Genomic DNA, 15,372 nt, shown 5'->3' with positions numbered 1-15,372 from the left:
ATTTGATTATTTACCCCAGAATACCGGTGCTGTATACCCCGGGAATGCCGGCGTGTTCTCATTACGGGAGGATGAGCTTTCAGCATACGGATAACGTTCTAACAATTTATTCGCACCTACTTCGCCAAATACTTGGATCGGAGTGTACAGCGTACCAGGCACATACTTAGAAACATTGTATGATTCCTGATCGCCCTCGGTATAGAAATCATTGCCCTTGACTGTGCCGAATGTCGGATAATCCAAACGACGCATTTCACACCAAGCCTCGAACGGATTGACTCCTGAAAGTGCTACCCACTTAGCCAAGCCAATACTCTTCTTATAGTTGGAAGCCTCGAATGGATAACGGGCTATGTAATCGGTCGCTCCATCCACATTGGCGGAAGCAAACGATGCCTCGATTGCAGCCGCATAATGAGCTTGAGCATCTGCCGCTGATCCATAACGTGCGTAATATTCAGCCTTAAAGAATTCGATCTCCGATACAGTGATCAAGTAAACCGGCATGTCAAACGTAGCTACCGGACGGCACCAATCTTGTAGTTTGCTCGTAGACTTCGGATAGTTGGTACCCGAGATACCACCGACATATTCTCCAGCCTTGTTTTTTTCGAAAAACGCAGACAAACGCGGGTCCTCATATTCAATAGCGCCTTCGCTGTTCTTCACCTGCATCGTACCGATAATAGCTAAGTTGGCCGCAATATTGGTCTGCGTAGATCCCCAAGTCGTAGCAAACTCTTCCGAATAAAATGGGTTCATCTGTCCCGGTTCATTCTTCCAGCAACCTTTATAAGAGACATCAGAAGCAGGGAAGTTGTTTTCCGCAATCAAAGCTGCCACCTCAGAGCGTACATCTTTAACATTAGACATGCGCATAAGCATTTTCAACTTCAACGCATTGGCGAATTGTATCCATTTATCAGCCGTCGAAGACGGAAAGAGGAAGTTGGTACAAACGATATTCGCAGGGGAAACCTTTTCCAATGCCGCGTTGATTTCGGCAATCACGCCCTCATAAACAGTTTGCCCTTCATCATACTTCGGGGTCGGGAAGTTTTCCAAGTCCAACGCTTCCGTATAGGGCACTTCACCATAGCAATCCACCAAAGCTTCGTAAATGAACGCACGCAAAACCGTACCGGCCAAGTAAGTACCCCAGTCTTCATCTTCTGTGGCCTTAGCCAACAATGTTTTCAAGTTCTGTAAACCTTTTTGGTTAAACTGCGTATAGGTACCGCTACTGCGGGTTGCCGACATATTGAACTTCGAATAATCCAAATAGTTGCTCGTACCGAACAGATGAGCATACTGCTGGGCATGGAAACCGCCGGCGATACGCAGAAAGTTACCATAACTGGAAGCCGTATTCATCTCGATGGCAGGCATCAACATAAATGTCTCGATGTTTTCTTCTGCAGGCGAATTTGGATCAGTATTGATATCCAAATAGCTGTTGCAAGAAGTAAAGCTCACACCTAAAAGTAGTGCTGATGCTAATAATATCTTTTTCATATCTTATTTTCTCCTTGTTTTTAGAATTTAACACTCAGGTTACATCCGAATACACGGCAAGACGGGTTGGTATAAAGCTCACCAAATTGCGTAGCCAAATCACCATAAGAAGACTGTGATACGGTAGTTGATTCCGGATCAACATAGCGGTTGTCTGATGCAGTCCAAGTAAACACATTGTTACAGAACGCCGTAATAGCCAAATTACTCAATGACATCTTACGTACCCACCGCTTCGGGACATTCCAAGTCAAACTAATGTTACGCAATTTGACGAATGAACGATCCATCAAATAGGCCTCTCCACCATCACCATATCCATAATCATTGAAATAGGTCTGATAACTACCATTACCCAGATAGATAGGAGTTGTGTTTTCAGAATAACTACCATCACCATTATCAACAACCGAATTCGGGATAATGAACGGACGGCGATCGTTGTAAGTCGTAACCACACCGTTACCGGTAAACTGCATCAAGTTCTTTGTACGTGAGAACATATAACCACCACTACGGATATCCAAAGCCGCGCTCAACGTGAAATCCTTGTAAGTAAGAGCCGTATTGATACCACCAGTCCAATCATAATTCATGTTCTTTCCGGTATCTTCAACCGACGTACCTAAAACAGGATAACCATTCGCATCTACAATTGGCTTTCCATCCGCTGTTTTCTTTGGTAAATAAGTATAGAACTGTCCCATCGGCTTACCTTCTTCCGCATACATATAAATCGCATCATTACCGGCGGAGAAATTATAAATAGAAACTTTTCCACCTTCCAAGCTCTCAGGTAATGAAAGCACCTTATTGTTGTTTTTCGAGAAATTGAAACTCAAGTCCCAACGAAAATTCTTGGTCTGTACCGGAATCGTATTGATAACCAATTCGACACCCTTGTTGCTGACTTCACCAAAATTAGTCACCATATAGCTGAAACCTGTTGAAGGATCGGTCGGAAGAGTAAAAATCTGGTCTTTCGTCTTACGATCGTAATAAGCGGCATCGATACCGAAACGTCCATTAAAGAATTGTAAATTCATACCTACCTCAAACTCGGAAGTCATTTCCGGACGCAGCGTGTTGCTCCCCTTCGTATTGGAAGCCATAAAAGCATTCACCCCGTTCATTGGGAACTTAGATACATCACTGCCATAATAACCATGCGCCGTACCTTGCACATAAGTAAGTCCGGTACGATAAGGAGAAGCGTCATTACCGGTCTTACCGTAAGCCAAACGAGCTTTACCAAAGGTAAGAATTTCATTTTCAGGGATCAATCGGGTAAAGATCCAGCTTAATGTAGCACCTGGATAGAAGAAGCTATTGTTGTCGATCGGCAACGTAGACGACCAGTCGTTACGGGCCGTCAAGTTCAAGTAAATCATATCGTCCCATCCAAAAGTTACATCACCGAAAAGACCAACCAAACGACGTTTCTGTTGGGTTTCCTCCAAAGTTGTCTTCGTTGAACCGTTGCTCAAATCCCAGAAACCGGTATAGAAAGATAAATCATCGGTCTGACCGGTCATACGCGTATTACCGCGCTCATTCATGTTCACACCGACATTTACGTTAACGTCCAACTTATTATCCAAGAAACGTTTAGCATAGTTGGCTAAGAAGTCATGGTTCAACTCGTAATAACGACCATAGCTCGCATAAACATAACCACTCTGGTTCATATTGGAAGGAGCGTATCCATAATCCTCGTCGATCAAGGCGTCATCCAAGTTAATTTGCGGAGAACCTACCTTACGATCGTAATCCGTATAGTCGAAACCCATACGATAAGAAAGCTTCAATTCCTTAATTGGATTCACGTCCAACTGCACTTTACCATAGATCTGTTTCGATGCCGTATGGTTATAGTTATTTTCCAACGCCCAATACGGATTAGTGATACCGTAAGGGGTAAAGTAAGCCTCCGGAGTATTGAACGGAGAACTAGTATCTTTCATGTCCACAATAGAGATATCACGCGGCAACTCTAGTACACCATCAATCACGGATGTACCTTGGAAACTACCCACGGCATCCGTCTGGCTGCGTGCGAAGTTGACAGACGATGACACCTTCAACCAGTCTGTCGCTTGGTAACCGCCACGGAAGGCCACCGTATTACGTTCGTACGTATCATAGTCGTCCGGCATGATACCATCATCATTCGTATAAGAATAAGATAGGTAATAATCCATCTTGCTATCGTTAGAGACGCCACTCAAAGAGATCGTATGATTCTGTGACCAACCCGGATCGAAGAAATCTTTCAAGTTATTTTTCTTAGCACTATACTCATGTATTAATTGTTGGTTATTCCAGATCGGACCATATACCTGCATCGAACCATCCAAACGGGGGCCCCAAGAACCATTCTCAATAAAAGTCTGCGCACCGTTCCATCCTTGTCCGAATGAGTTCTGCAATTCCGGCAAGTAAGAAACCACACGTGACTGCACATTGCCACTATAACTGATCGAGAAATTACGTCCGTCACCCTTCTTTCCAGACTTCGTTGTTATTACGATCACGCCATTAGCGGCACGGCTACCATATAGAGCAGTCGCAGCCGCACCTTTTAATACGGTCATCGAAGCGATATCTTCTGAAGCTACACTCGAGATACCTCCAGTCGATACGTTCTTACCACTGCCGGAAACCATATTATTCTGCAAAGGCACACCATCCACAACATAAAGCGGCTGATTACTACCGTTGATAGAACTAAAACCACGAATCACAACATTACTAACCGAACCCGGATCAGCAGAGGTTGAACTAACAGACAAACCGGCTACTTTACCGGAAAGGGCATCAGCCACATTTGTCGTACGCGAACTGATGATATCATCAGCCTTTACAGTCGTAGCAGAATAACCTAAGGTTTTTTCAGAGCGAGTGATACCCATCGCCGTAACTACTACTTCTTCCAGTTTCTGGGTATCCGACTGCAAGAGAACTTTAACGACCGGCTTTACAGCCACCTCCTGCGTATTCATGCCGACATACGAGATTTGCAATATTTTCCCTTCCTGCGGCACATCCAGAGAGAACTTACCATCAAAATCTGTTACTGTACCAATCGTTGTCCCTTTGACAATGATTGATGCACCAATAACCGGCTGCCCATCATCTGCGCTAGTGACAGTTCCCGTCACCTTCACATTCTGCGCAACCACTGTACACATACTGATCACAAGGCACAGTAAGGTAAAAGTTAACTTTTTCATCATAGACATTAAATTTTATAATACAATTATAATTTTTCCTTACAAAAAATAAAATATACCTGAGTTTCAGCGGAACTATGTTTTCTCTTGAGTAATTATATAGTATTTATTATATCATATTTAGTCATACATCATTTCCATGTTTGCTTGTGTTGCTTTTTGTTTAATGGGAGTATTCATCAGTAAGGAGCAAAATCTTGATCCGGACGATTCTTTAAATCGATACAGGCATTAATATACAACGCTTATATAATTTATACTCTGGCCTACAAGAGGCCTGCAAACCAAGGTTAACTAAATATCTACCACAAAATATATCATTTATTTTCAGCGCAAGAAAATGTTAAATAAAATTAAACCGTGGGTCTAAATACAAAACAAACACTTATTTATGTTAAGCTCGAACAGGATCGCATAGATTAGGCACATCCATTGGAGAAAGAAAAAGATCTTCAATAAAAATATTGTGAGGATACCTTTACCTTATGAGAATAATATGATTATAACTCCTAACGAATTTTTGATTATCAATAATTTTTAGTTATAGTAACAAAGAAAAGAAACCTCACTTTTCATTTATGATGATTTTCCAACAATACTGATTTCGTTATCAACAATACGCAATATAAGGAGCATTCATTGTGTTTTTATAATATTTAGTTTACTTATATACCAATTACCTAATATTATAACAGTTTGTGTTTTCAAAATAAATATTAGTATATTTGCTGAAAATATTTCAGAGTTTTAACATGGGAATACTATTGGAACTAATATTTTTACTGCAGTTCCGCTGAGACTTGAGCATATTAAAAAACGAACATATATCAACCAAAAGCAAAAAGTGTATAAAAGTAGAAAATCAAGGTATAAATAAAATCACCGCCAATGATTACTAAATCAATGGCGGCGACTATAGAATTATGGAGCGGTTCCAGTAAAAAAATAGGTTTCTTTTATTTTACTTCTACCACAATCATTACAGGGAAATGATCGGATGGTGTACGGGCAACATATTTTTGCATGGAAACCTCTTTAGGGAAATTAGCATTCTGTTCTTTCTCCGTACTTTCTTTCGCTTCCGAGCGATAGGAATCCGTCAAGACACCATATTTTTTCACATCAAACTCTTTCGTAAGGAATAAATGATCGATACGACTGTCTGTTTTGCGATCCGCATGGAAGGCATTAAACGTGCCGTTGGGTACATACCGGAAATCCGCTATCTGATAAGAATCCCGCATAATACCGGAATTGTCCAGTAATAAGTAGGATTCATTATGTTGATCCACATTAAAATCACCTGTCAGAATCGCCGGTAGCTTCTCCGGAAATTCTTTCAACTTCTTAAGGATAAGTTTCGCACTTTCCGCACGGGCCTGTACGCCAATATGATCCATATGTAAGTTAAAGAACAAGAAAGTAAAGCCGGTTTGTTTATCCCGAAATTTACCCCATGTGCAAATACGGGGAAGAACGGCGTCCCATCCCTTATTAGGGCGATCGGTTATCGTAGACAACCAAAAGTCCCCATGATCCAGTACCTCAAACTTCTCCTTACGATAAAATATGGCAGAGTGTTCCCCGGCTTGTTTACCATCATCACGCCCTACCCCGATATAATCATAACCGGGCATTGCGTTTTTAAGGTCTTGCAATTGCTGATACTTGCCTTCTTGAGTTCCGAAAATATCAAAACCGTGAAACTGAATCAACTGGGCGATATACGGATACCGTTGCCCCCAGCCATTACCATTCGTCGAGTCACCCGCATTCGCGTTACGCAAATTATAAGTGGCAACTACCATAGACTCCGCCTGCAACGCAAACACGGAGCAAAGGAGAAATAAGAAAGAATAAATTAGCTTCTTCATACCTTTATAATTATTTTTAACATCCTAATCCTTAAACTCAAAATTCAGCCTCAATCATAATCGGGAAATGGTCTGAAGGGTAATGACCGTATTGGAACTCATTCAACGTACCATATTTATTCACGTGAATATTCTTGGTAACGAAAATGTAGTCAATTCGATTCTTCATCGGAGCATTCAAATTAAATTGATTTGTCGTTCCTACCGTTCCATAGGGTGGTGTTTTTGAGATTTCCCGTGAATCCAACAGTAAACCATCGGATTTCAATATTTGTATAGGCTCAGAATCCGGCGTACCATTGAAATCACCTACACAGATAGCAGGGGAATCCCCCGCTATCTTTTTAATATTAGCCAACATAATCAAAGCAGACTCATGACGGGCCACTTTACCGATATGATCGAAATGCACACTAAAGAAATAAAATTCCTTTCCCGAAACCTTATCCTTCAACTTCGCCCAAGAACAAACCCTCCGGCATTGCGCATCCCAGCCAAAAGAAGGCTTATCCTGTGTCTCCGACAACCAGTAATTTCCCGAGTCCAATAATTTAAACCGATCTTTCTTAAATAAGACCGCAGCATGTTCCCCTGCCTCTTTTCCGTCATCCCGGCCTACACCAACAAACGTATACATACCATCTTTCACCAAATCCTTCACTTGGTGAATCAACCCTTCTTGAATCCCAAAGACATCAAAATCATGGAAATGAACCAAAGATACCGCCATGTCTTTGCGGTGTACCCATGAATCATCCTTATCCCCCTCATTATCATACCGCAGGTTAAAACTACCCACGTTCAGTTTACACTTCTGTTGTCCGGATATCCCTATGCAGAAAGTAAATAAAGAGATAAACACTATAATTAAGTTTCTCATGATACCCCCTTGATTACCAGCCCGGATTCTGGCTTAGATTCGTATTGAACTGAATTACTACCTCCGGTATCGGATATAAGTACTGACGAGCCGGCCAGCTACGTCCGGCGTAATTATACTCCATCAAATAACCTCCTTGAACCGGCTTCACGTTAAGCACATTACTCTTATTTGTACCCACATAGACACCAATCGCAGCATACTTCTCATCAGCGATCTTATCCGTATCATAGAAATAGGCATCATAATTACCATCGCCATTCACATCCAACGGTTGGTTAAGTGATGGGATAAAGATACCTTCCCAAGGATCGTTCACCCAAAGATCGCAACAATTCCAACGTTTCAAATCATTTAGGCGCAAACCTTCCAGACAAAGTTCAATACCACGTTCGCGACGGATCTCCAACAAGGAAGGATCAGAGATCGTCGGGTAATAAGAAGCGATATAAGGCTCTGCGGATGACGGACGGGTTGTCAATGTACCTGTCTGTGGTGTACCTCCCGTAATTCCCGCACGAGAACGAAGCGCACCTATCGTAGCCGCCCAATCCGCATCAGTCAGTTCGCCTAATTCAGCCTTAGCCTCAGCATAGTTCAACAAAACCTCAGCATAGCGCATGATAGGAATGTCATTATCATTCGTAGCCGCATCATCGTAAGCCACGTCATCCATGGCAAACTTCGTAAACTGATATCCCGTCAATGTATGTCCCGTAAAATTAGCCGCGGTCGGCTCATAAACACCAGAAGCATTCTTACGGGTATAATCCGCTCCCCGGATCGTTTGGTTCAAGCGGGTATCACGTCCTGTTGTCTCCTCCACGAAATTCTTATAGCTTCCATCCGCTTTTTTCTCGACATAAGGCGTACCATCCGCATTCAAGTATGACAGCATAAATTTACGGCTCATGCATAAGTGTGGTCCGTAAGTAGAGGAATTATACCACCAATTCTGCTCACCCAGTCCTAACACCTTGTCAGTCTCGATAGCCATCATTACCTCCGTGGTAACGGCCTTATCGGCAATGAAAAGTTCGCGATACGCTCCACGGCCATCGCTATAAGCACCCGAAGTATAAAGTTTGTACGGTCCGTTATCCATAACTTCCCTAGCCGCCTCAGCCGCTAGTTTATATAAATCTTTGGCCGAATATTCCGTACATCCCGTACGAGCGATATCCAATTGGTCAGCGGCATGGTATTTACGCCAAGCAGCCTCAAACAAGCAAACACGAGATTTGAAAGCGGCAGCTGTCCATTTATTTACGATCGTTGAATTATGCGTGACATCCTCTTCCAATATATTCGTATACGCATAATCCAAATCCTCCAAGATATGCCCGATAATCACATCACGCGTATCACGCGGGTTATAAAGATCCGGGTCTTCAGCCTCGTTAAATACCTTATCAATCCAAGGTACCTCGCCATATTGTACCAATTTATCAAAATAGAAGCGAGCACGGAACAAGCGTGCGATACCATTGTAATTGTCACGGATAGTTGTGCTTAGTGACTCATTCACGTTATTCTCCAAAAAGAAATTTATATTACGAAGAGCCGACCACGACCAGCTCGTCGCGCTATTCGTGGTATAAGCGCCAACCTCCATACCGCCTAAGGAATTCTTCACTCCATAATCCGCCGTAGCATCACGCCGGAAAGCACTTCCCCGGGAAGGTAAGACATTGTAAAACGAATATGCATACGTCTTCAAACCATTCTCGGAGCTAAACACCATATCCACAGAAGCCTCCGACTTTGGTTCCTCATTCATCTCACATCCCGAAAATATAGCCAAGAGTGCCACCAGACCGCTTAATAGTATATTCTTTTTCATTTCGTATAATCTCCTATTCTTTAAAATGTAACATTCAGGCCGATGCTGAACGACTTCATCATCGGGTAATTATATCCATCACCACTGTTGCTGGAAGTCAAGTCCTTATCCGATTCACCGATATTCGAGACATTGACATCCTTGGAATATTTGTAAAGCGGAGACCATGTAAAGAGATTTTCCCCGGAAAGGTAAATTCCCACATTTGTCAAATGCAATTTTTTAATCCATTCCGACGGTAAATTATAGCCAACCTGTATGTTCTTCAAGCGTAGATAGGCCGCATTCATCAAATAGCGCGTGTTAGCGTTCTTATGACCTCCATAGAAAGGCGCATAGTAACCAGCGTAACGAGGCAAGAATGCATCCGGGTTCTCAGGAGTCCAATAGTTTCCCACATGCCAAGAAGGCATCTGGTTATACGGGCGATTGTATTGCCCCCAGAACGTAGAGGCTTCATTAGACGGATACCAATCCTGCTTACCCACTCCTTGGAAGAAAGCACTCACCCAGATATTGTTCCAATCGGCAGAAAGCGTAAAGCTATAAATATAACGAGGCTCCTCGTTACCGATGATCTTACGGTCGCCCGGATCATCTACCGTATTCTGTCCACGATCAATATAACCGTTGCCATTTAAGTCTTCAAACTTAATATCACCCGGATACAACTTATAGGTTTTCGATGTTTGCATGAGCGGATTATAATAGGATTGTCCCGCAGCTTTCGCGGCAGCCTCAGCCGCATCGATACTGGCTTGGTCCTGCCACAAACCATTGGATACAAATCCCCAAATCTCACCGATACGCATCCCCTCGTAATAATTCTTGTCGAGTGATTGATTGGCGTACTTGCTCAATGACATATTCGCATTATTAAACCTATCGATCACTGAATAGTAATCTGCCAATGTACCCTTGATGCTATAATTAAATCGTTTACCAGCTAAATCAAATCCATCTCTCCATTCCAAAGACAACTCATAGCCATAAGTAGACATATCCGCATAATTACCTTTCGGAGAAGAAGCACCGAACACATCCGGCACGGTCGGACCATTCACGATCATATCAGTTGTTTTACGGATATAATAATCTCCACTTACGGTCAAACGATTATCAAAGAATCCTAAATCCGCTCCTATATCATACGTCGTAGCGGTTTCCCACGTCAAGTTGCCGGGAAGAGCCGCCGGAGATGACATATAATTCTGCCGTAAACCGTCAAGGATATAATCAGACTTGCTGATACCCAATGTCTGGATATATTGATAATTACTCAACCCGGCAGCATTACCCAAAGAGCCCCAAGAAAATCGGATCTTAGCGTTAGAGATATGTTCGGACTTAACATTCCACCAAGGTTCTTGCGAGATTCGCCAACCCACGGAAGCCGAAGGGAAGAAAGCCCAACGCTCATTACTCGGGAAGCGGGAGGAACCATCGTAACGTCCGTTTACCTCCAACAGATAACGATCATCAAAGGCATAATTCAAACGGAAGAAAGCGCCGCCAAACTGATAAGCTTTCCATTGTGAGGTAATACTCCGGTTATCAGTACCCATCACCAAATTCATGTTGTCCACGTCATCCGTCAACAAGTCATCATTATAAGCATAGATGCGTTTGAAAGTAGATTTTTCGTAATTCCATCCAGCCATGGCCTTGAAATAATGTTTCTCGGCAAAAGTTTCCTCAAACTCTGCGAAAAGGTTCGTTGCTAGATAGTTCGTATGATCAGTTGTCTCTGCCAAATTGGAATAGGTACCCGTAATATGTTCGATCTGGCTTTCCCCATCTGCATCAACCGACCGTGCATACGGTGAACGTACTTGTTTCTTGGTCTTCTCTTGCGTCTTCTGTTGATACGTGAAATCACCATTCACACGCAAACGGTCACCCAAGAACTTAGCATTGAATGTCGTAGTATTCTTTAAGTTGGAGTTCTTTGTCGTAATACCGCTACGTCCATAAAGCAAATCGCCTACGGTATAGACGGCAGAATAAGTCATCGTACCATCAGGGTTGAACAGTGGCGATGACGGGTGTCCCTCGTCCGCGATATTTCTCCATACCACACCAGAACCTTCCGAATAGGTAATCGGATTGTAGTATTTATTATGGGAAAACTCAAAGTTATTGTTGATCTTCAACCAAGGAGTTAACTGATAACCTCCCTTGAAACGCATGTTATAGGTCTTGAACTTATCCGTTTGCTCATCGCTATCGAAAAGTCCATCGTAACTATAGAAACGTCCTGACAAATAATAATCAAACTTCCCGTCGGAACCCGAGATGGAAAGATTTTGATTCTGCGCAAAGACACTCTTCTTATACATCAGATCATAATAGTCGGTTCCTTCCGGATAATACACATAACGGCCTTTTGTACCGATAGAGCCATCAGAGATCACCGTCCCGAAATCGCCCGTCTCATGACGGCGCTTATACTCGTCCAGCCAAGCCACGGAAAATTGCTGTGTCTTGTTGATACCGGAAGGATTCGCTTGATTGTAATTAAAATAAGCGTCATAAAAATGCTTTGCCCAAATATAACCATCGGAAACTACATCCGGCACATTCTGTGGTGATTGTAATGAATAGCTAGAAGACCATGTCACCTTCGGCTTACCTTCCGTAGCGTTCTTCGTCGTGATCAAAACCACGCCAAATGGAGCACGTGCGCCATAAATAGCGGAAGCGGCAGCATCCTTCAATACGGAAATACTCTCAATATCATTCGGATTTAACATAGAAGGGTCTCCTTCCACACCATCAATCAACACCAAAGCACTACCCCCATTGATAGAACCGGCGCCACGTACGTTAAAATCCGCCGTACGCCCCGGTTTACCATCAGACAAGGAAATATTTAAGTTCGGGACAACTCCTTCTAACATCTGAGTAGCGTTAGCCGTAGGACGCCCCTCGAATACATCACTAGTCACTTGCTCTACCGCACCGGTCAAATTCACTTTTTTCTGGGAACCATAACCCACCACGACTACCTCATCCAGCTTCTGCGTGTCCTCATGAATAGATATAACCAAATTATCTTTATTGCCTACCGGAACATCTTGAGCCACATAACCAATATAAGAAACCTGAAGTATCGCATTCGGAGTTACCTCAATAGAGAAATGACCATCTATATCCGTGATGGTACCATTGGTAGATCCTTTCACGACCACATTCGCCCCGATGATTGGTTCCCCTTTCGGGTCTGTAATCGTACCGGTAACTTTCTTATTACCTTGTTGCTGAACAGTTTTTACCGATGATAAAACGATCTGATGACCCGATTTCAATACATAAGCCACATTCGCTTGCTTTGCTATCGCATCCATTACAGCATTAATATCCGCATCTTCCACGTCAACAGAGATCGGAGAATTCAGACCTTTGATCCCATCATTATAGAAAAAACGATATTCAGTCGTTTCCTCTAATTCTTTAATAACCTCCCGCATCGGTCTATCCTTTACCGACAACGATATCTGGGCGGCAATCGCAACTCCGGAAAAGCCCGACAATAATTGGGCATACAAAAGTGTCCGGAAAAAAGAGTGCTTGAAATTACTCATTTTTAAAAGTTTTTTAATAATACATAGATTTTAAACAGGTAACTTTACAAGCAAATCATTTACATATTCTATCTTATTTATAACCGGCTAGTTATTTCCTTGAAGATATTATATACAAGTGATTTTGCTTAAGAGGAAGAAGGGCCTTGCCTTTCTTCTTTTTTTACTACAATCATCTAGCTCATCTCATAGGCTTCTTCTTTATTAGGTTAACACTCAACTTTCTATTTCTCATTTAAATAAATAGTATCACCTACCGACACATACGTAATCGGAGCCGTAAGGCTTATTATTTCAAATACATTATCCAGACTATTATTCCGGATCACCCCCGAGAAACTGTAGCCTTTAATCTTATTGGACAAAAAACGAACTTCAACATTATACATTCGATTCATCAATACCGCAATCTCCTCCAACGACTCGCCAGAGAAGGCCAGTTCATTCGTACGCCAAAGACGGGCATAAGAAGCATTTGTCGGGTGATTAACAGATAATATATGACTAGACTTATTAAAAACCGCACTCTCATCCGGAGACAGAATCACAAACTCTTTTCCAACCGCTGTTCGTACACTGCCTTCAAACAAGGTCGTAACCACCTCGTCATCTTCCTCATACGCCTTCACATTAAAAGCTGTGCCTAGCGCCTCGACTTCCATATCCCCCGCATTTACCAAGAAACGGCGCAATGTATCTTTCGAAACTTCAAAATAAGCCTCACCAGATAAAGAAACTGATCTTTCTTTCACGCCATAATCACTCTTATAATTAAGTTTAGTATGCGAATTTAACCATACTTTCGTCCCATCAGGAAGAACCACGCTAGCACGTTGCCCATTATCTGCCAACACCACATAATCCAATGGATCAGGTGGTGGAACCTGTCTCATATTATACCAATGGGAGCCAATTCCAAGGCCTATACATATTAAAGCCACCGCCGCATAAGAAAGCCACTTCCATAAGGTATGCGGTTTCTTCTTTATCTCCAGAGTTTTCTTCTCTTGTCTTATCCGCTTTTTAATCTCACAAAACATCTGTCCTTGTATCTCAGGAGAAAGCTTTTTCCCGGAAGATTCTTCCCATCTAGACTTATAAAAAGCCATGATCTCTTCTTTATGATCGGGATCTCTAAACCACGCCAAAAGAGTTCGCTCTTCTTCCGGTGAAGTCTTACCACTCATGAAGCGATCCAATAATTCGATATGTGTATGCATTTTTCTCATCGTGTAATAAGTATATCCCGAAAAAGAACTTTACCCTTACACGGAAAAATCGAGAGATCCGTGATTTAACACAAATTAATATCATACTTATTTTCTGCCTTCATAAGTAAACGGTCGATGTTCCTTTCCGCATGTACGGTTACGAAAAGGATTTTCAATAGAGTAAATGTTTTTCACTACCAAACCGACATAACCTTTGACAGATCAAAAGAATACAGATGATAATCATCATCCCAGCCCAAGGCTATTAGTTCTTTATCATCGTTTGTCACACAAATATTGAATAGTCTTATATCCGTAATCAATCGACAAATACATTTTCCACTCCAATCATATACATATATACGTATATCCGATAAAAACTATCTACCCCTACAAACCACAAGATATTTAATGCTTATTAACTATAAAAAGAGTGTTATAAGGCAAAGAAAGCCATCAGAAGAAAGTCGATCTCGCAAAAAACGCAAAGCCCTACTCAACTGTGTCTCCACGGTCTTTTCTGAGATAGAGAGGCGTTCCGCTATTTCTCTATATGATAAATGTTCATGACGGCTCAAACGGAATATCTCCCGACGTGATGGCGGTAATTCTTCTATCAAGCTATTAATATATTCCCGTAAAGACTCTGCGTCGATTCGTTCTTCCGTAAGAGAATCGGCATCTGATAGTTGCCGTTGTAGGCTTTCCGTCAGTTTCTCGGAGAGTAGCCGATTCTCTGTCTCTTTATAAACTAAGTTACGGGCGATGGTGAATAGATAGGCGTCAAAGTTTTGCTCCACATCTATCGTCTCATGCTTCTCCCAAATCTTAAGAAAAACGTTTTGGGTCAAGTCCTCTGCCATAGATTTTTCATATAGTAATGAGTAAATAAAATGATATACATGCTCATTATATTTCCAGAATAGAGTCTCAAAAGCCTTTTCATCTCCATTCTTCAGATCTATAAGCAAATGTCCATCCACTTTCATATTACATATATATTACATATCCACGCCATACAAATCTTATCTCCTTTCTGCATATTTGCAGTTTTCATATACATGAGTTCTGATGAGACCATGTCTTGTTTATAATATAAATATCTAAATAACAACCATCTAGTTCGTTTTTTCTTTAGTTCTCCACTACCATCGGTAATTTTACTATTTAGTTATCCGCTGATTATCTTTATCTTATCATTCATATCATCTACACTAACCGACATAGTT

8 protein-coding genes are annotated in these 15,372 nt (G+C 41.9%); all 8 read right to left on the bottom strand.

What is annotated here, in order from left to right:
- Positions 1–6: 6 nt before the first annotated feature.
- Positions 7–1,518 carry a SusD/RagB family nutrient-binding outer membrane lipoprotein gene (locus tag D7V92_RS12295; RefSeq protein WP_036613364.1) on the bottom strand — a complete coding sequence of 504 codons (1,512 nt, stop codon included), beginning with the start codon at positions 1,516–1,518 and terminating at the stop codon, positions 7–9.
- A 20-nt stretch (positions 1,519–1,538) separates the two neighbouring features.
- Positions 1,539–4,754, bottom strand: a complete 3,216-nt coding sequence (locus D7V92_RS12290) for a SusC/RagA family TonB-linked outer membrane protein (protein ID WP_034531715.1) — start codon at positions 4,752–4,754, stop codon at positions 1,539–1,541.
- A 953-nt stretch (positions 4,755–5,707) separates the two neighbouring features.
- Positions 5,708–6,625 carry an endonuclease/exonuclease/phosphatase family protein gene (locus D7V92_RS12285; protein WP_036614114.1) on the bottom strand — a complete coding sequence of 306 codons (918 nt, stop codon included), beginning with the start codon at positions 6,623–6,625 and terminating at the stop codon, positions 5,708–5,710.
- A 37-nt stretch (positions 6,626–6,662) separates the two neighbouring features.
- On the bottom strand, positions 6,663–7,505 hold the full coding sequence (locus D7V92_RS12280; protein WP_121772983.1) for an endonuclease/exonuclease/phosphatase family protein: 843 nt from the start codon (positions 7,503–7,505) through the stop codon (positions 6,663–6,665).
- 13 nt (positions 7,506–7,518) lie between these two features.
- Positions 7,519–9,348: a RagB/SusD family nutrient uptake outer membrane protein gene (locus D7V92_RS12275; RefSeq protein ID WP_057317259.1), complete on the bottom strand. Its 1,830-nt coding sequence runs from the start codon at positions 9,346–9,348 to the stop codon at positions 7,519–7,521.
- A gap of 20 nt (positions 9,349–9,368) precedes the next feature.
- Positions 9,369–12,932, bottom strand: a complete 3,564-nt coding sequence (locus tag D7V92_RS12270; protein ID WP_121772982.1) for a TonB-dependent receptor — start codon at positions 12,930–12,932, stop codon at positions 9,369–9,371.
- Positions 12,933–13,156: 224 nt separating this feature from the next.
- Positions 13,157–14,161 (bottom strand): FecR family protein, encoded by a 1,005-nt coding sequence (locus D7V92_RS12265; RefSeq protein WP_121772981.1) that lies wholly within the window; start codon positions 14,159–14,161, stop codon positions 13,157–13,159.
- Positions 14,162–14,565: 404 nt separating this feature from the next.
- Complete coding sequence (locus D7V92_RS12260; RefSeq protein ID WP_121772980.1) at positions 14,566–15,132, bottom strand: RNA polymerase sigma factor; 567 nt, start codon at positions 15,130–15,132, stop codon at positions 14,566–14,568.
- Positions 15,133–15,372 lie beyond the last annotated feature (240 nt).

This window comes from Parabacteroides sp. CH2-D42-20, from assembly GCF_003670185.1.
Taxonomy (GTDB): Bacteria; Bacteroidota; Bacteroidia; order Bacteroidales; family Tannerellaceae; genus Parabacteroides; species Parabacteroides distasonis.
The sequence above is the reverse complement of the archived record's forward strand: the minus strand, read 5'-3'. Positions and strand labels throughout refer to the sequence as shown.